Origin of the sequence: Anabaena catenula FACHB-362 (genome assembly GCF_014698735.1) — a bacterium.
GTDB lineage: Bacteria > Cyanobacteriota > Cyanobacteriia > Cyanobacteriales > Nostocaceae > Anabaena > Anabaena variabilis_A.
On record NZ_JACJTQ010000057.1, the window covers coordinates 1 to 20203 of the forward strand.

Consider the following 20203-nt stretch of genomic DNA (forward strand, 5'->3'; position numbering starts at 1 on the left):
ATTACTGTGGGTTTGATTGTGATAGAGATGTAAATGCTGCTCGTAACTTGAGTCAAGAAGCGGTCAGGTTGACCGTATTAGCCTGTGGACTAGATCGTGCCGACACGAATAGGATGAAGCAGGAAGAAAAAGCTGGCTCTTGTTAGCATTAGTTAGCTTTTTTGTATCGGTTGGACAGTTATTGCTAAAGCGGTAGTGTAGAGCGGCGTAGGCATAACCTCCGCTAACGCGCAGCGTCTCCGACAGGAGAAGGAAAGGAAAGAGGTTTTTAGAGAGTTATTAAAATCATTGTGGCAGATAGATAGCCCAAAATCATGGCTTGTCTATGTTTCACCCTCTAAAATCCCAAATCCAAAATAGTATAAGTAAAATGAATTTGAAGCGCTTGGGAAACCTCTAGCATCAGCTAACGTCAATGAGTGTAGGTTTTAGATTCTCAATTTGGGCTTGTGAATGCAAAATCTCAAAATTAGCCAGGTCAGACATAGAAGCGCCTAAACTCAAGAGTAAGGTTCTCTCACCAAAATTCTCGAAAAAAGAACGAGATATGGGTAAGATAAAGGAGCTATCTTTTCTGTATAGCAGATTGTTGAGAGCTTTTTTGTCATACCCCTGGGAGATATTTTTATGGTGACTTTAAAAATCGCTGTTTATATTGTTGTTGCATTCTTTGTCGGAATTTTTGTGTTTGGGTTTTTGTCAAACGACCCTGCTCGTAACCCCGGACAGCGAGATTCAGAGTAACAACGCCACAAATCATCCACAGCAGCTGGAAGGTGGAAGACACTAAACGCCCAAACTCTGGCGACCAATTTGGAAAAATGATACAGTGTCATCCTCTTGGCGGCTTACTGCAAGTCAGCAGAAGGCGAAAGTCGGAAGGCAAATGTGTAATTAATCCTTCCGGCTTGATACCTGCCTTTTTGTTAGCTTGATTGTCTTGAGATATGCTTCATCCAGTTTTGCCACCTGACTCACCCCCCATTATCGAATATTTAAAACCTGCCACTTCTCCCGCTTCTGCTTCTGTGGTAGAGGAACAGACTGATGTGCAGCAACTGGCAACTCCAGGAAACTTGATTGAGACTTACAATGGACTGCCAAATTCCAACCGGGCTAATCAGGATAAATTAGTAGCTGCCAAATCTTTACCTTTAACCCCTGAACCAGAAAAATTCCCACCGGAGTTTTCCCCTCTTAGGGCTTCTAGGACTGCGGCGCTCTTAAGAAAATCATTGGCAGTTCCGGCTCCCCAAGTGGAAATTGCTGATCATAACAACACTTCATCTTTAAGAAAATCATTGGCAGTTCCGGCTCCCCAAGTGAAAACTGCTGATCATAACAACACTTCATCTTTAAGAAAATCATTGGCAGTTCCGGCTCCCCAAGTGGAAATTGCTGATCATAACAACACTTCATCTGTGACATTGCCAAAAATTTCTGGTGAAGTTGTCAAGAGAAAAAATTTATTGTTGTCTCAGTCACCAGTTGTTATCAAAACATCAAGTCCAGCAGAACAGCAAAATTCTGTGACTTTAGAGGCATCTGAGGGCAAAATTAATCTGGCAGGAGCTACTGGGGAAACTGCACAAAATTCTCTTCCAGTCCAAAATATTATTGAGTTTAAGCCTCGTAATCCCAATAACCAACCTTCAACTTCTACTACTGTAGAATTTCCCCCACCTCCAGCAACTGTTCCAGCAGATCCACAATTAGGGAATACTCCACAAGTAAGACAAAGAGTTGTAGAGGTAATCGCCGACCGTCAAGAATATGATGAGCAAAGGCGGATTGTTACCGCAGAAGGTAATGTTGTGGTGCGATTTGATGGGGCGGTTGTGGATGCTGATCGATTGCAAGTAAGTTTGGATAATTTAATTGCTGTAGGGGAAGGCAATGTGGCTTTAACCAGAGGCAATCAGGTACTCCGGGGACAACGTTTTACCTATAATTTTGTCCAAGATAGTGGAGATTTGGAAAATGGCAGTGGGGAAATTTACGTTCCCACAACTCAAACAGATTTCGCTTTCCAACCAACCTCTCCCACTCTACCTACAGATATTACATCTGGGGGTGTACCCAGTCGTCCACCAAGCGATCGCATTCGCGCCAATCAGCCTGTTACTGGGATCAGTAGTCCTGGAGGAATTAATGTTACTATCGGTGGTCAAGCCGATGCCAGAAACATTGCATCACCGCAAACAGGTGGTATTGTCAAACGGTTAAGATTTGAAGCCCAACGCATTGACTTCTATCCACAGGGCTGGCAAGCTAACAATGTGCGGATTACTAATGATCCATTTTCACCACCAGAATTAGAATTACGAGCGGATAAAGTGACGTTGACGCGAGAAGCACCTTTGGTAGACCGCATTACTACCCAGCGTCAGCGTTTAGTATTTGACCAGAGTTTGACCTTACCTATTCCCATAGATAACCAAAAAATTGACCGTCGGGAACGCCAAGTTGAGCCATTTATAGTCTCTCCAGGATTTGATGGTACGAAACGAGGTGGTTTTTTTGTTGAGCGTAATTTTGCGGCAATAACTACTGATAAAACAAATTTGAGCTTTACACCGCAGTTTTTTGTGCAGAAAGCTTTTACAGACAATAGTAATGTTGCGGATTTGTTTGGTGTGAAGGCAAAACTGAATGCTGTTTTGAGTGCTAAAACTACAGTTGAAGGAAAGGGAGAATTAACCAGTTTTGATTTCAACAAAGTAGAAGATAATCTACGGGGGAGTTTGCGGTTACGGCAGTCATTAGGTGAGGTGAATCCACATATATTGAGTCTGGAAACCAGCTACCGCGATCGCCTTTACAATGGTACTCTCGGCTTTCAAACTGTTCAGAGTAGTATAGGTGGAGTGATTACTTCCCCGATTATTCCCTTGGGAAAAAGTGGGATTAATCTCAGCTATCAAGGAGGCGCTCAGTATATTGATGCTAATACTGACCGCCAAGACTTACTTGAGCCACAACGTAAGAATGATCGCATTTCTCTTGGTCGCTTACAAGGTAGCGTGGCTCTCAGTACTGGCTTCTTACTCTGGCAAGGAAAACCATTACCAGCCACTCCCGCTGAGGGATTAAAATATACACCCAATCCTTTAGTACCTTACTTGCAAGCGATCGCAGGTGTTACAGGTACTACAAGTTATTACACAAGTGGCGATAATCAAAGCACCGTGATTGGGACAATAGGCTTAGTTGGACAAGTTGGTAATTTTTCTCAACCTTTCTTAGACTACACAGCCTTTAATGTTAGTTACTCCCAAGGTCTCAACAGTGGATTATCACCCTTCTTGTTTGACCGTTCAGTTGACAACAAAGTTCTCAGTGCTGGTATTTCACAGCAGCTATATGGGCCATTACGCTTAGGATTTCAAACCTCTGTAAACCTGGATACAGGCAGAGAAAGTAGTACAGATTACCTTTTAGAATATAGTCGCCGCACCTATGGTATTACCTTACGTTACAATCCAGTGCTGGAATTAGGTGGCTTTACCATCCGCATTAGTGACTTTAACTGGAGTGGTGGTACTGATCCCTTTTCTGAGGTTAAGCCAGTTGTGGGTGGAGTCAGTCAGGATAGGTAGGCTGGCGTAAATATTTGTCGTTAGGATAAGGCAGGGGGCAGGGTGCAGGGTGCAGGGTGCAGGGAGAAAGAAAGTTTTAGCCTAGTTTATATCTCTTTACATAGTTTAGTTTTTTTTGCGCCAATCTACTCAACTAATTGATAACTGATTTAACGGTAAGGTAACAGTAAATAAAGTCCCAACACCAACTTGGCTGCTAATCTCAATTTTACCCTTGTGAGCATCAACACACCTTTTAACAATTACTAAACCTAGTCCATTGCCTTGAATTGATTGGACATTTGAAGCTCGATAAAAAGAATCAAAAATTTTCTCTTGGTCAGTTTCAGGAATGCCAATGCCTTGATCTTGAACATGGAAAATTGCTGTGCCTGTCAATAAATTACAGGTCAAACTAAACTGAATCTTAGCATTTTTGTGAGAATATTTAGCTGCATTAGAAAGTAAATTTATGAACAAGTAATGTAAAAGTACTCCATCCATAACAGCATCAGTTTTATCGCTGTGACAAGTAAAGATGATTTCCGGGCAGCTAGATTCAAGAGTAGAAAATTCTTCTATTAAGTCTCGACAAAATTTCTCTAAATTAATGGTGGTTGGATTATATATCAGTTTGTCTGCCTCAGCCTTACCCATGAAAAGTACATCTTCCATAAGTTTTTCCATGCTTTGCACAGCACCATAAATTCTGGTTAAATAAGTTTTTCTTTTGGTTTCTGTTAAATTATTGCCTTGAAGTTCGATAAGTTCCACTGCTGTTTGAATTACAGTCAAGGGATTACGAAACTCATGGGAAACAGTTGATATAAATAGAGACTTGAGGCGGTTCAGTTCTTGCTCTTTTTTCAAGGCTTGCTCTAAGTATTCTTTTTGACGACGTTCACTCAGATCCCAGAACACAACCACTGCACCAGTGATCTCATTAGGTCCCCGTCTCAATGGTGAAGCACTATCGCCAATAGGTACTTTTTTTCCGTATTTGGTAATTAAAGAGGTAAATTCTCCCAAATAAACAACCTGTTGCTCCCGCAGTACTGTGAATACAGGGTTTTCTATAATTTCCTCTGTAAGTTCATCAATAAGATGTAGTATATCTGATACATTTGTTCCCAACGCTTCTTCTTGCTGCCAGCAAGTCAACTTCTGAGCAGACGGATTCATAAATGTGACAATGCCCTGGCTATTGGTAGCAATTACGGCATCACTCATGGAGTTTAACAAGGTTGCCAACTGATCTCGATTTTCCCGCAGTTCACGTTCTAATTTATGTTGTGACAAAGCTATCTCAATCGATATACGTAAATCTTGGATAGTAAATGGCTTGACAACATAACCGAAAGGTTGAGTGATTTTGGCACGTTCTAAAGTATGGTCATCACCATAGGCAGTCAGAAAAATTACAGGTATATCAAACTGGTCACGAATATCACCAGCAGCAGTAATCCCGTCCATTTCGCCTTTCAGAATAATATCCATTAAAACTAGTTCTGGTTGAGTTTCTAATGCCTTAGCAATAGCAGCTTTTCCAGAAGAAGCCGTACCTGTAACAATGTACCCTAATTGATGTAATTGACTAGCAATAGTTCTAGCCACAATTATTTCATCTTCAACCACTAAAATTTTAGCTTGCCTCATTTGCTATGGAATTTTGCTCATGTTAACTGCGGAAATTGAATGTAGAATAATGTTCCCTGGTTGCGTTCTACAGTAATCTTACCTTCTAATTGTTCTGTAACCAAGTCATATACTAACGAAAGACCCAAGGAATTAGTATTTTTCCAATCTAAACCTTCTGGCAAACCTATGCCATTATCTTGAACAACCAGTTCAATATTATTATAAAGTTTATGCAGTTTAATGATGATTAAACCCTGCTGTTGATTAGGGAATGCGTGCTTGATAGCATTGGAAATTAACTCATTAACAACCAAGCCGCATGCAATTGCTTCATCAACATTTAATTTAACCGAATCTATCTGAGTTTTAAGAATAACCTTATTGGGTAATATTTGATAAGAAATCAGCAGACTAGATGTTAAATTATTGATATATTCAGCAATATCAAGTTGTCCAATATTAGGAGAAGTATATAGATTTTTGTGAATCAGAGATATTGACTCAATGCGATTTTGGCTTTCTCGGAGTGCTTTGATAACTTCGGTATCTTTAGTTGTGTGAGATTGAAGTTGCAGGAGACTAGAAACAATTTGCAAATTATTTTTAACTCGATGATGAACTTCCTTGAGCAGAACTTCTTTTTCAGCCAAAGCACTTCTTAACTGAACTTCTGCTTTTTGTCTTTGCTCAATTTCAATTTGAGCTTGTTGAAAAATACTAGATTGTTGAATAGCGATGGCTATTTGTACTGTCAGTTGATCAAGCAAATCTAATTGATTTTCTTCCCATTCACGGGGTGCAGAACATTGGTGAGCAATGAGTAAACCCCAAAGACCAGAACCTGAATTTTCCCCACTTGATTCTAGTAAAATCGGGACAACTAAGTTAGCTTTGACTTCAAACTGTGCTAATAAATTAAGATGACAATCACTAAGTCCAGCAGTGTAAATATTACTTATCGCCCGTTTCCGTCCTTGGTGATATTGTAACCCTGCACCTGATTGAAAACATAAATCTTCAACTTCTATTCCTAAAGAAACCGTCCATCCAGCAACTACAGATTCAGCGACAATTGTACCACTCATATCTGGAGCAAACTGATAAACTACGACACGATCAACCTGCAACAAGTCTCGTACTTCTTTAACAGTTGCATTTAAAATATCTTGAAGATTAAGAGATTGACGAATGCGTTGAGCAATAGTTCGCATTAATTGCTCCCGTTCAGCTTGAGCCTTGAGTGCCTGCTCAGTTTGCTTACGTGCTGTAATATCTTGACCAATACCGAGAGTTTGACCTTTAGGAAGCCTGACATTAGTCCAAGATGTATCTAGTATCCGACCATCGCGGAGATGATTTCTAAAGTCGCTCCAAACTGCTTGTGCAGACTGTATAAAATCAATTACTGACTGACGATATTCAGGATTAGGATATAACTCTGCAAAAACATTATAAGTTTGGAAATCTTGCAAATTCCAACCTAAAGTCTGCTCTAAATTTTGGTTTACCCACAGAATTTTACCATTGGTATCGTTCAGTGCAATCATCAAAGGAATATTCTGGAATATAGATTGTAAAAACTCATTTTGCTCTCGAAGTTGAGTTTCAGTGTGTTTGCGTTTAGTAATATCATAAAATACTATCAATATCACAATATCTTGGTTAAAGCTTAAATATTGTAGGGAAGTAATAGCCCAAATAAAAGAACCATCTTTTCTTTTAAAAAGAATTTCCTGTCCATGCAAATAGCCATTGCTAGATAGAGTTTCTATGAGTGAATTTAATTCAGATATTTCATTATATAAATCTGCAATTTTGGTATTACATAATTCCTCGTCAGAAAGCTGGAATGTTTGCATTAACTCTGAGTTAGCATACAAAATCAACCCATCAGATACGCGGAAAATCATTAAGGGAATGGGAATGGCTTGTGTAAGATCTCTGATTCTGCTATTGTCAGATTTTTTCTTAAAATTTAACTCTATATTGAGAAGTACTTGTTTGCTGACATATTTTAAAGCTGTTTGTTCCTTAACACTCAAGTTACGAGGAACAAAATCCATGACACATAAACAGCCTAAAGCCACGCCACTAGAATTAATCAGGGGAACTCCTGCATAAAAACGTAAATAGGGGTCTGAGGTGACTAAAGGATTAGTAGAAAATCTTCCCTCCTGTAATGTATCGGGGATAATCAAGATGTCATTTTGGAGAATGGTATAACTACCAAAACCAACATTTCTCGGAACTTCTGATATAGTTAGACCAACTTTTGATTTAAACCATTCCCGTTCAGCATCAACTAAACTAATCCAAGCAATAGGTGTTTCGCATAAATCGGCAGCTAGTTGGACTAAATCATCAAAAATTTCTTCAGATTCTGTATCGAGAATTTGATATTCATATAGTACTTTTAATCGATGGTATTCATTTTCAGGTAATTGTATTTTATTCATTTTCTATAAATAGGATTTGGTAACAAAGTTCTAAAAAAATAGTTAATATCTTGTAAAAACCTGATAGTTGGAGTTATTATCTCGCTATATTTTTATATGGAAACTTGGTTTTTCGGTAAACTTGATGACTTTCCAAACATCCTCTGAAAGTGAAACAAAAATTTGTATTAAAGAATATACGATATATTCTCCGCAATTTTTACCCGTTCTCACATAATTTGTAACACATTGTTAAATATCAATAACTAATGAGTAAATTTATGAAATTAGACATATCATCCAAACTAAAACGCCGACACTTTTTAATACAAGCTGCCATGAGTAGCGGTAGCATCATCGGGGCAAACCTGTGGTCAAAATCAGGTTTAGCGCACACACCTGCATTCATCACATTAGATAAAAATCGCCCTACTATTCCCTACGGTGTGGCTAGTGGCGATATTAACGGCAATAGCGGGGTGATTTGGAGTCGGAGCGATAGACCTGCCAGAATGATTGTAGAATATGCGACTGATGACAATTTTCGCAATCGTCGCCGGATTATTGGACAAGTCGCTGCGGCAAATACTGACTTTACTGCACGGACATATCTAAATAATTTACCACCTGGTCAAGATATATTCTACCGAGTCACTTTCCAAGATGTAGGGGATGAAAACATCTACAGCGCCCCTGTTAACGGACATTTGAAAACTGCTCCCCAAGGACGAGGACAGGATATATTTTTTGCTTGGTCAGGAGATACCGCAGGTCAAGGTTGGGGAATTAATCCAGAATGGGGTGGTATGAAAATTTACGAATCTATTCGTCAGCTAAACCCCGATTTTTTTATCCATTCTGGGGACACTATTTACGCGGATAATCCTATTCAAGCCGAGGTAAAGCTAGATGATGGTAGTATCTGGAAAAACATCACCACAGAAGAAAAGTCAAAAGTAGCAGAAACCCTCAAAGAATTTCGAGGTAATTTTACTTACAATTTACTAGATGAAAACATCCGTCGTTTCAATTCCCAAGTTCCTCAATTAGTGCAATGGGATGATCATGAAGTCAGAAATAATTGGTATCCTGGACAGATATTAGATGATAGCCGCTACACAGTTAAGGATGTTTCTCTATTAGCATCACGGGCAAAACAAGCATTTCTAGAATATAATCCTATCCGCTTTGATGCCAAAGACCCAGAACGTATTTACCGTGCTTTCAATTATGGGCAATTACTAGAAATTTTCATGCTGGATGAACGCAGCTATCGGGGAAAAAATTCTCCAAATAACCAAACTGTAATGAGTACAGAAACAGCATTTCTTGGTAGTTCTCAATTAAGTTGGTTAAAGAGCAAATTAAAGAACTCAAAATCCACTTGGAAAGTAATTGCTAGTGATATGCCGATTGGGTTAGTAGTACGTGATGGTAAAACCAACTTTGAAAATGCTGCTAATGGAGATGGAAAAGCATTGGGAAGAGAATTAGAATTGGCAGATTTATTCCGCTTTATTAAAGACAACAATATCCAAAATGTGGTTTGGTTAACTGCTGATGTGCATTATGCCGCATCCCATTATTATGATCCTAACAAAGCCCAATTTATAGACTTTAAACCCTTCTGGGAATTTGTCGCCGGACCACTCAATTCTGGAACATTTGGTCCGGCTCAACTCGATAATACGTTTGGTCCACAAGTAAAGTTTCAAAGTATCCCAGCCGATATAAAACAAAATCAACCACCAAGTGCAGGGTGGCAATTTTTTGGGACTGTAAAAATTGACGGAAAAAGTGAAGTTTTAACTGTGACTTTGCATAATTTGGCAGGTGAAAAACTCTATAGTGTAGATTTACAGCCAGAGGTTGATACTAATTAAATGTGAGCTAACTTCTGGGAAGGAACGGGTTTAACCGAGTAGATTAGCCACTCCAGACACAGAAAATAGCTGTATTTTTCTGATCTGGAGCGGTTTTTTCTATCTTGGTCTGCCCAAAGTCGTAATATAGAGAACAGCTTCATCAGCAGGAATACCCAAAACATCATTTACTTGGTCGTCAAAGAAGCCACCAATACCGCTGACACCTAAATTCAAGCGAATTGCAGCTAAATTGAGTTTTTGTCCGAGATGTCCAGCATCCATGTGTAAATAACGGTAAACCCGATCGCCATATTGAGCGATCGCAGATTTCAGGTCAGCGGTATGAAATAGTACCACTGCTGCATCCCGCCCCAATTCCTGACCTAAACATAGAAAATGTAGTTCACGTCGGAAATTTTTAAAGCGAATTTGTCTTAATTCTTGGGCTTTAGGTGCATAATAGTAACAACCTGAATCTAGTCCGTTGACACCAGAAACTGCAATAAATGTTTCAATTAAATTCAGGTCAAAGTAGTCTGGATAAGTGTCTAAACTTTGGTCAATGTAATTTTGTGGTTGGTAGGTAAAATCGAGTAAAGCTTTGAGTTCATTTAAGGTTAAATCATCACCACTATAAGCGCGGGTAGAACGTCGATTATAGATAGTATTCTCTAATTCCGAAAGATTTTTACCCCAATAAATGGAAGTAGTAACAGTGGAAACTTTGTCACAAAAGGGAAAATTATATTTATCCTCTAAGGATCTTTCTTGTTGTACCGTTGGCAAATTTGACTTACCAGTTGTACCAGATGGAATTTGGGTATGTAAATGAAAATATTTCAGCAGTTCTCCATCGGGAATTGAGGGATAATTGGTTTCAGTCGTCGAAGGTAAAGCAGTTTTTCCCAAGGGTAAATTTTGTTGAATATCTAACAAATCTGCCAACGCTAATACAGCAGTAGCACCTTCTTGTTGAGGATCAATATATAACAGATCATTGACTGCCTCATCTATAAAGCCGCCGATTAAATGGGGGCGATAATCAGTAATAGCACCAGCTAACTCGATATTACCTAAAAGATGTCCTGTATCTAGAAAAATTCGGCGATAAGCTCTATCTTCATAACGCCATGCTGAACGATAAAAAACAGCAGTAGTGATCAGCGCAAGTTGGGTATTTTCTAAAGTGGGATGCCACAAACAAGCTGCTTGTAAAGCTTGCCAAACATCATTTTCCCAATAATGCTTGAGAGAATGAGTCCGACATTGATAGTTATAAAGTCCCGGTGGCAGTAACGGCGTACCACGGGAAACTACATATAGTTCAGCAGGGTATAAACCGCCTGCACTAGGCGCAGAACGCAAATATACTGCACTACCCATAGAAGGCATTCTTGCCGTTAGTCCGTAGCTGCGAAACAGCAGTTGTGAAAGTCTCTGCCACCATTGAAAATCTGCATTATTGGCAAATGTCTCTGGTTTTTCTTGCAGATAAGGTTTAAGGTCAAAATCAGAGCCAATTTTGTACTCTTTGAACGGTACTGGCTGTTTAGCCCAGTCTAACCTCTGACCTTTAGAGGCTAGAGTCTCAGGGTCATATTTAGTACGTTCGTGGTAATGTTGGGCAATGGATTGGTGTATTTCTGGCATATTAATTTTAATATTCTAGGGTAGTCCTATTATTGATCTTGGCATTCATTAGCTCTATTATTTCGTGTTAATGAGTACAATCATCAAAATTAAAAATTAAAAATCAAAACTTAAAACCTAAAAATGAATTTTTTCTGATAACCTTTCCAGTCACCTGTCCGGGAGAAGATTGTCCAAATGATGCCTGTACGTCAAAGTCTATCAACGTCTGATATTCAACTTTCTTACCTAGAGTGGAATCAAGGCCAAGAACCATTACTGTTGTTACATGGTATGGCTGATAATGCTTTGGTTTGGTCTAGTTTGGGAGATTATTTGGCAGCAGATTACCATATAGTTGCACCAGATATGCGGGGTCATGGTGAGAGTAGTAAGTCAGAGAGGGATTATACTTTTGAGAGTGCGATCGCGGATGTGGAAGCATTAATGGATCAACTGGGATGGTCTGCTGCCCATATCGTCAGTCATTCTTGGACAGGTAAATTAGCCGCTATCTGGGCTAGACAAAACCCAGCACGCTTACGGAGTATCACCCTGGTAGATCCCATTTTTATCTGGAAAATGCCCAGTTTCCTCAAAATTACATTTCCCCTGTTGTACCGTGTCTTACCTTTCCTCAAAAGCATGGGGCCATTTGCTAGTTACGAAGAAGCCGAACAAAAAATCAGACAACTCAGCCAATATCAAAATTGGAGTTCTTTGCAACAGCAAGTTTTTCAAGCCGGAATTGAACAAAAACCCGATGGTAGTTGGGGTAGCAAATTTACAATTGCAGCCCGTGATGGGATTTTTGACGCAGTCATGGAAGTACCTGGTTTTATTAACCCAGTTGAAACTCCTGCTCTCTTTATACAACCAGAAAAAGGTGTAAACCGCCAAAATTGGCAAATTCAACCTTATCAAACTAACCTAAAAAATTTACATCTCTGCCAAGTTCCTGGAAATCATTGGCCATTTTTAAGTAACCCAGACGAATTTAATCAGACAGTCGCCACTTTTTTAGCGGCACAAAGATGAGATAATCATCTCACGATGCTATTTCTAGGTATCAATTACTAACTGGCATTCTAATTTTTTTAATTTTTAATTCTTAATTTTTAATTGTTTATGAGTCTTTGTATTAATCCAGTTTGTCCTCAACCCAACCACCCAGATAATGACGAAAACCGCTTTTGTCAAAGTTGTGGTTCTCAATTAGAATTGTTAGGGCGTTATCGAATATTGCGGTTATTGAGTGACAAAACTGGATTTAGCAAAGTCTATGAAGCCTATCAGCAAGACACGCCAAAAATCCTTAAAGTCCTCAAACAAGAATTAGCTAACGATACCAAAGCCGTTTCACTATTTCAACAAGAAGTCAATGTTCTAGAACAATTAAATCATCCTGGTATTCCCACAGCCGAGGGTTACTTTCCATATCAAACCAGAAATGCTGTAGTGCTGCATTGTATGGTGATGGAAAAAATTGATGGGCCAAACTTAGAACAGTGGTTAAAGCAACAACAAAACCGTCCCATTTCTGAACCCCAAGCCATAGCTTGGTTAAAACAACTATTAGAAATATTAGCTTTAGTTCATCACCACCAATATCTACATAGAGATATTAAACCATCAAATATCATGATTCGCCCTGATGGGCAATTAGTATTAATTGACTTTGGTACAGCCAGAGAAATTACGAGAACTTATTTGGCTAATGGTGGGGGAATGACAGCAATTACATCATCAGGTTATAGCCCTCCAGAACAAATGCAAGGACAAGCCATACCCCAATCAGATTTCTTTGCTTTAGGACGTACCTTCGTATTTTTATTAACGGGATGTCAACCTGTACAATTATATAATCCGCACCTGGATGTTTTAGAATGGCGAAATCATGCAACTCATGTTTCACAACTGCTATTAGATTTCATTGATTGGTTGATGTTAACAGCAGTAAATCAACGTCCTAGCCATGTTGAAGAAATTTTACAAAGATTAGCAGAAATTGAATTTTTACTTACAGATAATACCTCAGCAACTATTAATGTTGGCGGTGGTTTAAAAACTGCAATAGTTAATAAAACAACTACCAATAACACCATTATCCCACCACAAAAGCAGCCAGAAAAATTACCATTATTAGCATGGTTAGCCGCTTTAATAGTTTCCTTATTATTACTTTGGTCTGTAGCATTAGCCAACCGCAATCATAAATTCACCGTTCTTCCTCCTGATTATGGACAAGCACCCGTCAAAAAAGGCAAAGTTGATTATTTCCCCTACGAAGAAGGGAAAGATAGTCAAGGGAGAGTAGCAGAATTTAATATTGCGGTTTTATCAGTAGAATATAAATGGCAATTAGGTAGCACCTACCAAATTAAATATAACGATCAAATTATTACCCTTGACTCGTTAAAATCTAACTTAGAACAAGAAGGTATTCAGAGAATAATGGAAAATCCCAGCGAGATTATTTCTGTGGGAACAGCTTCTTGTGAAGGTGATATTGCAGCGGAACAAAGTCGGGCTTTAGAACGTTCTAAGCAAATCCAACTCTTAGTAAAAAAGATATTTAGTAATATATCAACTGTTCAAGGTTATCGCTTATTAAATTTGGGACAATTCCAAAGAAAAGATTGTCAAGCTAGTCAAGATTCAACAGCTTATCAACGCAGTATTATTATTATTGGTGTAAAAAAACAAGCCGAAGGCGTGATATTAGATGAAGCTTTACGAGATAGATTAGAGAAAAAGCCTTTTGCTGATTTTAAATTAGAAGATTATTCTTTGGGTTCGGTAGAGAAATTTAAAACCATACCCAGCAATTTGTCATAGAAATCCTCCAAAAAACACAATGTATAGCCATAATCCCTACCCAGGTCACGTCTCTACAAGGTTTCTAGATAACGTATATTTAATTCCTGGAGATTTGTAATGGTTAAGTTCCCAATGCCATGTATTATTTAAAATTTTTATTTATCACTATATCAATTTTCTGTACTCAACAAGTTACAATTATGATGTAAGCCAGAAATTCCCAAACAAATGCAGACTTATGCCACATTAGCAGAGGAAAAATATCATCTCCTCATAATGCTATAAATCTCGAAAATTGCTGATTTAGAGCAGTTAAGGACAATTTAAAGGGGGAATTTATCCGGAGAACTTCAACTTCTCTAAGTTTCTAAGTTAGATAAATGATTAGGTGGAGGATAATAGTGCTAGAAAAATCTTTCTTTTATCAAGAAATTCTGCATAAGGGCAGAGAAGAGGGACGGTTACAAGAACGGCTTTCAAGTATTGAATTAGCTTTAGATGTAAAATTCGGTATGGAAGGCTTGAAACTGATGGATTCAATATCGCCAATTTCTGATTTAGAACTATTAAGGACTATTCATAAGTATGTCTTAACTGTAAATAATCTCGATCAATTACGGGAAGTTATACAGAATATTCACGTTTCTGAACTACATTAAACATTAAATTATGAATTATTCAAGCTCCCATTCCTGAATACCGCTTTAAGCCTGCACGCCATAACAAGCGATTTGCACCCAAAAATACCAGTAACCAACCCACAATAGATAAAAATCCTCTTGTTAAATCCACGGGTAGCCCTACTAAAATACTTGCAGGAAAATTAATCAAATAGGGAAAAGGTGTAAACATGACTACGTTCCGCACCCCTTCTGGAAAAACATCTAAAGGTGCAATCATACCGGATAAAAACAGAAAAAATAAAAACCAAACATTTTCTATAGCTGTGGCTCTTTCTGTCCAAAAAGCGAACATAGCAAAGGTGTATTGAATTAAAAATCGTAAGCTGAAAGCTAAAATCGCAGCCAATATGAAAAGCAATAAATTAGCTAAACTGGGCAACCAAAAAGCTTGGGGATATAATAAAAAGAATAATCCTATTAATATAAATACAAAAGGCATTCTGGCAAATCTTTCAGCAACATGAGTAAAAAAGTGATGAAATCCTGGATCTAATGGTTGCAATAATCGCGGTGAAAGTTTGCCTTCCACTACTTCTTTTTCAAAATCATAAATAACCCAAACAACTGTAATTTGTCTGACTATAAAAACGGCAAAAAAATAACGAGCAAATTCTACAGCAGTGAAACCAAATTTTCCTCCTTGGGCTGCTTGTATCCATACACCCATGAGAATAATTGGTAAAGAACCAGACAGAACCCATAATATTAGTTCTGAGCGATACTCTAGCATATAAGCATAGTAAACGGAAAGCAAGGTTAGGGTTTTTCTAATCGTCTGTTTCATAATAGATAGTTGGTACGAACTTATCACTATAATCTCAGAGTAAACTCATCTCATTTTGTATAACATATATTTGACAGACCAGGTAAAATAAACATAGATAAATGGGTATAAAAATAAATTATCTCAGGGTAGATATTATATTAAATTAAGCCTACTTACTTAGGTGCTAAATATTCCTAGGAAGAAAAAATAACTATTCCCATGATATCCAATTTACAATAATTATTAACTAAACCAAATCACCAAAATAGACAGTTTTTATCCGTAACAAGAATAATCAAAATTTCTGTCATTTCCATCACAAAGTAATAATTCTTATATGTACACCACTAGACATCAAAATTTATGCCTTTTATTTCATAATATTTAAAGAAAGCAAAGGTAGCTAAATTAGCATATTCCTTTTCTTGCTCTCTACTAATTCTAAAAGTTTAACTTTTAGATTTTGGACAATTTAGAAAAATTTACGTAACCTAAAAAATAGGTTGAGTAAATCAAAAACCCAACAGCGATTTAGTTTATCTACATCAACAATTGCTGTTGCAGACTGTTGTTATGAGCAAATGAATTAACTGAAAATTATCAATATTCAGCCGTCAACTTATGCCTAAAGGCAGGCTCCGTCAAAAGCTTTCATCAATTGCTATGAGCAGATATTTAGCAACAATTGGAGTTTGGCACAGGAGTAGTACATAAGTCTAGGAGAATTTCATGTTTGAGTCTTTAACGTCGTTGAACGACCATAATTTACCTTACCCAGATACACTTCATCCCATCGTCGTTCACTTCGTAATTGCGATGGTACTATTTTCTTTTTTCTGTGATTTAATTGGATATTTAGCAGGAAAACCTCGCTTATTTGAAGTGAGTTGGTGGAATATGTGTGTAGCGACAATTGCTATTTTTGTCGCCATTATTTTTGGTCAATTTGAAGCTGGTTTAGCCAAACCTTACAACCTAGTTAAATCAGTATTAAATTACCATACCCTCATCGGTTGGTCACTTTCGGGAATTATCGCCACAATTACAGCTTGGCGCTATGTACTCCGCACCCGGAACCCACAAAAACTACCAATTCACTATCTAGCTGCTGGGCTACTTTTAACCATCATCGTTGGAGTACAAGTATATCTCGGTGATCAACTTGTGTGGGTTTATGGACTACACACCGTTCCAGTTGTGGAAGCGGTAAAGGATGGAATATTACCATGAACTCAGAATTAATTGATCAAATCAGCGCTCAAATGGGTGCAAATGGATTGCCTTACAGTATTCCCATTCACCCCAACTTAGTACATCTAACACTAGGTTTATTCATCATTGCTATTACCTTCGATATCGTTGGTGTACTCTTCCCAATAGATCAATGGGCTTTCAAATATTTAGCAATTTCTGTAGAACGCGCTCAATTATTTGAAGTTGGTTGGTACAACATGGTAGCTTCTTCTGTCATCACCTTTTTCACAGTAGCAGCGGGTTTTTATGAAATGTTCTTAGCAACCCCATCTGCTGATATTAAAAGTGCTTGGGGTATGCAAGCAATGGCAACCATGATGTGGCATGGTGTCGGCGGTGTTGCACTACTAGCTTTGATTATTGGCATGACTTTTTGGAGAGGATGGCAACGCTATATTTCCTGCAAAGACTCAGATCAACAAGTGCAATGGAGTTATCTGTTAGCAGGAATTTCCATCATGTTTATTATGTACTTACACGGTACATTAGGAGCGCAATTAGCCGCTGATTTTGGAGTTCATAACACCGCAGACAACTTGTTGAGAATGGGACAAGACATTAACAAGGTACTGGGTGGGAAATAGGAATTGGGAAGGTGGGGAGATGGGGAAACGCGGAGATGAATAACCCAATGACCAATGACCAATGACCAATGACTAATGACTAATGACTAATGAGTAACCATGAAAATTCGGCAGATTTTAAATATTTTAACCTTGATGACCGGGGTAGTTGCCGTCACTTTGATCAGTATCGGTATCGGCAAACAGGCTTATTCTTGGCTTCCCCCTCAAGCTGCGGCTGAATCTTATCTCATTGATGATTTGTTTAGCTTTTTGGTGACATTGGGTGCTTTCATCTTTTTGGGTGTTACAAGCACCGTTTTGTATTCAATTACCTTCCACCGTGCTAACCAATACGATTTAAGCGATGGTCCACACATTGAAGGTAACGTCATCTTAGAAGTTGTGTGGACAGCAATTCCCATCATGTTAGTGTTGTGGATTGCAAATTACAGCTACCAAGTTTACGAAGAAATGGGGATTCAAGGGCCAGCCCAACTGGTACATATACATAATCCCATTGGTATGCAATCAGCTTTTGCCGCAGATCAAGAAACACCAGATGAAGTTGTGGATGAATCTGTAGAAAAAATTGACGTACTAGCCAAACAGTGGGCGTGGGTATTCCATTATCCTGAGACGAATGTTACCAGTACAGAATTGCATTTACCAAGCGATCGCAGAATCCGTTTAGCATTGCAATCAGAAGACGTGCTACATGGCTTCTACATCCCCGCTTTTCGCCTCAAACAAGATATAATTCCTGGTCATACAATCGACTTTGAATTTACACCAATTCGCCCCGGTAAATATAGCCTCACCGATTCCCAATACAGCGGTACATACTTTGCAACCATGCAAGCCAACGTGATTATTGAATCTCCAGAAAAGTATCACGAATGGTTAACAAAAGCTGCAAGCCACATCCCCACCCCAGCAAAAAATCAAGCCGCCAGCGAATATGCCCAAACCAGCAACCAAAGTGTCAAAACTGGTTGGGAAACCGTCAAACCAGCTGCACCTCCAGTAGTCAACTTTTCCGGCTAACCAACTTTTATCAGAATCAGGATTTTCAGGATTTAAGGATTTTCAGAATTTAATTTCATAATTTTCTGTGTATTTTTTATATCTTGTTAATCCTTTAATCCTGAGAAAGAAGTGATTCTGACATTTAATCCCAAATCCACAATCTAAAATCGAATGACTAACATTCCTATTCACATCGCAGGTGAAACACATCACCACGAACCACCAAGCGACTGGAAAACATACTTCACCTTTAGCACAGACCACAAAGTCATAGGTATACAATACCTCGTCACCTCATTTTTCTTCTTCCTTATTGGCGGTATTTTCGCCATGATCTTGCGGGGAGAACTAATCACCCCCGAATCTGATTTAATAGACCGCACCGTTTATAACGGAATGTTCACCATGCACGGCACTGTCATGCTGTTCCTGTGGACATTTCCCTCCCTTGTTGGTCTAGCTAACTACCTCGTACCCTTGATGATTGGGGCGCGAGATATGGCATTTCCCCGCCTGAACGCCGTCGCCTTTTGGATGGTTCCAGTCGTGGGCATTCTCCTCATGTCCAGCTTCTTCGTTCCCGGTGGCCCCGCCCAATCTGGTTGGTGGGCATATCCCCCCGTCAGTACCCAAAACCCCACCGGTAACTTGATTAACGGACAAGTTCTTTGGTTATTAGCGGTAGCTATTTCCGGTGTTTCCTCCATCATGGGCGCGGTGAACTTTGTCACCACCATCGTGAAAATGCGCGCCCCCGGTATGGGTTTCTTCCGAATGCCCTTATTTGTGTGGGCAGTATTTAGCGCCCAAATCATCCAATTATTTGGACTTCCCGCCTTAACTGCTGGTGCAGTAATGCTGCTGTTTGACATCACAGTTGGAACTGCCTTTTTTGACCCCAGCAAAGGCGGAAACCCAGTCATGTTCCAGCACTACTTCTGGTTTTACTCCCACCCAGCAGTTTATGTAATCATTTTGCCCATCTTCGGGATTTTCTCAGAAATCTTTCCCGTTTATTCCCGTAAGCCATTATTTGGCTACAAAGTCGTCGCTGTTTCCTCCATGTTAATCGCCGTAGTTAGCGGTATCGTCTGGGTACACCATATGTACGTCAGCGGTACACCTGGGTGGATGCGGTTGATTTTCATGTTGACAACCATGTTTGTATCCATTCCTACAGGGATTAAAGTATTTGCTTGGGTAGCAACAATTTGGGGTGGAAAAATCCGGTTAACTACACCAATGCTATTCGCTTTAGGTGGTTTGCTGATGTTTGTCTTTGCTGGTATTACAGGAATCATGCTTTCTTCTGTACCAGTAGACGTTCACGTTAACAACACCTACTTTGTCGTTGGTCACTTCCATTATGTTCTTTACGGAACAGTGACGATGGGTTTGTATGCAGCCATTTATCACTGGTTCCCAAAAATGACAGGCCGAATGTTCAGTGAAGGTTGGGGACAAATTCACTTTTGGTTAGCATTCATCGGTACAAACCTCAACTTTTTACCCATGCACCCATTAGGTTTGCAAGGGATGTTACGCCGAGTTGCTTCTTACGCACCAGAGTATCAATTCTGGAATATTATCGCTAGTCTTGGTGCATTCTTATTAGGAATGTCTACCTTACCCTTTATTTTCAATATGTTGATTTCTTGGATGCAAGGTGAAAAAGCACCTGATAATCCTTGGAGAGCAATTGGTTTAGAGTGGATGATTTCTTCACCTCCTCCCGTAGAAAACTTTGAAGAAATTCCCATCATAATTAGCGGACCTTACGGCTACGGAAAATCAGAACCATTAACAGCTAACCTGGAACGCCAGATAACATTACAAAACGCAGAATAATGCAGAGAAAAAGAAGGACGCAGAAAACCTCTGCGTACCCTCTGTCTTGAAAAGTTGAGCCACTTGCTTGCGGGGGTTCCCCCCGTTGTGCAAAG

Annotated in this window: 14 protein-coding genes; 10 read left to right on the forward strand and 4 right to left on the reverse strand. The window is 39.1% G+C overall.

Features of this window, described 5'->3' with window-relative positions:
- Nucleotides 1-627 precede the first annotated feature (627 nt).
- Together H6G68_RS23600 and H6G68_RS23605 are read left to right on the forward strand one after the other, a co-directional pair.
- Nucleotides 628-744, forward strand: coding sequence for a photosystem II reaction center protein I (locus tag H6G68_RS23600; RefSeq protein WP_016950992.1), 117 nt, complete (start codon nucleotides 628-630; stop codon nucleotides 742-744).
- Nucleotides 745-947: 203 nt separating this feature from the next.
- Nucleotides 948-3599 (forward strand): DUF3769 domain-containing protein, encoded by a 2652-nt coding sequence (locus tag H6G68_RS23605; protein WP_190908828.1) that lies wholly within the window; start codon nucleotides 948-950, stop codon nucleotides 3597-3599.
- Between the two features lie 129 nt (nucleotides 3600-3728).
- Here H6G68_RS23605 and H6G68_RS23610 read toward each other — a convergent pair whose 3' ends face one another.
- Nucleotides 3729-5234, reverse strand: a complete 1506-nt coding sequence (locus tag H6G68_RS23610; protein ID WP_190908829.1) for a hybrid sensor histidine kinase/response regulator — start codon at nucleotides 5232-5234, stop codon at nucleotides 3729-3731.
- Nucleotides 5235-5251: 17 nt separating this feature from the next.
- A complete protein-coding gene (locus H6G68_RS23615) occupies nucleotides 5252-7672 on the reverse strand; it encodes a GAF domain-containing protein (RefSeq protein WP_190908830.1) in 2421 nt (806 codons plus the stop codon).
- A 260-nt stretch (nucleotides 7673-7932) separates the two neighbouring features.
- On the opposite strand from H6G68_RS23615, the gene H6G68_RS23620 reads away from it, so the two are divergent.
- Nucleotides 7933-9534 (forward strand): alkaline phosphatase D family protein, encoded by a 1602-nt coding sequence (locus tag H6G68_RS23620; protein ID WP_190908831.1) that lies wholly within the window; start codon nucleotides 7933-7935, stop codon nucleotides 9532-9534.
- Nucleotides 9535-9633: 99 nt separating this feature from the next.
- Here the strand turns inward: H6G68_RS23620 and H6G68_RS23625 are convergent, their stop codons facing one another.
- Nucleotides 9634-11166: a SagB/ThcOx family dehydrogenase gene (locus H6G68_RS23625; protein ID WP_190908832.1), complete on the reverse strand. Its 1533-nt coding sequence runs from the start codon at nucleotides 11164-11166 to the stop codon at nucleotides 9634-9636.
- 180 nt (nucleotides 11167-11346) lie between these two features.
- Between H6G68_RS23625 and H6G68_RS23630 the strand changes: the two genes are divergently transcribed.
- From H6G68_RS23630 to H6G68_RS23640, 3 genes are all read left to right on the forward strand, one after another.
- The gene (locus H6G68_RS23630; RefSeq protein WP_190908848.1) at nucleotides 11347-12183 is read left to right on the forward strand and encodes an alpha/beta fold hydrolase; all 837 of its coding nucleotides are present in this window, start codon (nucleotides 11347-11349) and stop codon (nucleotides 12181-12183) included.
- Nucleotides 12184-12273: 90 nt separating this feature from the next.
- Nucleotides 12274-13983, forward strand: a complete 1710-nt coding sequence (locus tag H6G68_RS23635; RefSeq protein WP_190908833.1) for a serine/threonine-protein kinase — start codon at nucleotides 12274-12276, stop codon at nucleotides 13981-13983.
- A 383-nt stretch (nucleotides 13984-14366) separates the two neighbouring features.
- The gene (locus tag H6G68_RS23640) at nucleotides 14367-14624 is read left to right on the forward strand and encodes a hypothetical protein (protein WP_190908834.1); all 258 of its coding nucleotides are present in this window, start codon (nucleotides 14367-14369) and stop codon (nucleotides 14622-14624) included.
- Between the two features lie 19 nt (nucleotides 14625-14643).
- Here H6G68_RS23640 and H6G68_RS23645 read toward each other — a convergent pair whose 3' ends face one another.
- Nucleotides 14644-15432, reverse strand: a complete 789-nt coding sequence (locus H6G68_RS23645) for an ABC transporter permease (protein WP_190908835.1) — start codon at nucleotides 15430-15432, stop codon at nucleotides 14644-14646.
- Between the two features lie 711 nt (nucleotides 15433-16143).
- Here H6G68_RS23645 and H6G68_RS23650 point away from each other — a divergent pair.
- The 4 genes from H6G68_RS23650 to ctaD all read left to right on the forward strand — a co-directional run bounded on the left by H6G68_RS23650 (nucleotide 16144) and on the right by ctaD (nucleotide 20108).
- Complete coding sequence (locus H6G68_RS23650; protein WP_190908836.1) at nucleotides 16144-16644, forward strand: DUF2231 domain-containing protein; 501 nt, start codon at nucleotides 16144-16146, stop codon at nucleotides 16642-16644.
- Nucleotides 16641-17252 carry a DUF2231 domain-containing protein gene (locus tag H6G68_RS23655; RefSeq protein WP_190908837.1) on the forward strand — a complete coding sequence of 204 codons (612 nt, stop codon included), beginning with the start codon at nucleotides 16641-16643 and terminating at the stop codon, nucleotides 17250-17252. The genes H6G68_RS23650 and H6G68_RS23655 overlap by 4 nt, the downstream gene beginning before the upstream one ends.
- 99 nt (nucleotides 17253-17351) lie before the next feature.
- Nucleotides 17352-18278: a cytochrome c oxidase subunit II gene (locus H6G68_RS23660; RefSeq protein WP_190908838.1), complete on the forward strand. Its 927-nt coding sequence runs from the start codon at nucleotides 17352-17354 to the stop codon at nucleotides 18276-18278.
- Between the two features lie 153 nt (nucleotides 18279-18431).
- A complete protein-coding gene (gene ctaD, locus H6G68_RS23665) occupies nucleotides 18432-20108 on the forward strand; it encodes a cytochrome c oxidase subunit I (RefSeq protein ID WP_190908839.1) in 1677 nt (558 codons plus the stop codon).
- Nucleotides 20109-20203: the final 95 nt, after the last annotated feature.

Bases quoted from the DNA above. Each gene is read 5' to 3' on its own strand.
- H6G68_RS23610 (WP_190908829.1), bottom strand. From the start codon at position 5,234: ATGAGGCAAGCTAAAATTTTAGTGGTTGAAGATGAAATAATTGTGGCT.
- H6G68_RS23625 (WP_190908832.1), bottom strand. From the start codon at position 11,166: ATGCCAGAAATACACCAATCCATTGCCCAACATTACCACGAACGTACT.
- H6G68_RS23630 (WP_190908848.1), top strand. From the start codon at position 11,347: ATGCCTGTACGTCAAAGTCTATCAACGTCTGATATTCAACTTTCTTAC.
- H6G68_RS23645 (WP_190908835.1), bottom strand. From the start codon at position 15,432: ATGAAACAGACGATTAGAAAAACCCTAACCTTGCTTTCCGTTTACTAT.
- ctaD (WP_190908839.1), top strand. From the start codon at position 18,432: ATGACTAACATTCCTATTCACATCGCAGGTGAAACACATCACCACGAA.
- H6G68_RS23660 (WP_190908838.1), top strand. From the start codon at position 17,352: ATGAAAATTCGGCAGATTTTAAATATTTTAACCTTGATGACCGGGGTA.
- H6G68_RS23600 (WP_016950992.1), top strand. From the start codon at position 628: ATGGTGACTTTAAAAATCGCTGTTTATATTGTTGTTGCATTCTTTGTC.
- H6G68_RS23605 (WP_190908828.1), top strand. From the start codon at position 948: ATGCTTCATCCAGTTTTGCCACCTGACTCACCCCCCATTATCGAATAT.
- H6G68_RS23620 (WP_190908831.1), top strand. From the start codon at position 7,933: ATGAAATTAGACATATCATCCAAACTAAAACGCCGACACTTTTTAATA.
- H6G68_RS23635 (WP_190908833.1), top strand. From the start codon at position 12,274: ATGAGTCTTTGTATTAATCCAGTTTGTCCTCAACCCAACCACCCAGAT.
- H6G68_RS23655 (WP_190908837.1), top strand. From the start codon at position 16,641: ATGAACTCAGAATTAATTGATCAAATCAGCGCTCAAATGGGTGCAAAT.
- H6G68_RS23650 (WP_190908836.1), top strand. From the start codon at position 16,144: ATGTTTGAGTCTTTAACGTCGTTGAACGACCATAATTTACCTTACCCA.
- H6G68_RS23615 (WP_190908830.1), bottom strand. From the start codon at position 7,672: ATGAATAAAATACAATTACCTGAAAATGAATACCATCGATTAAAAGTA.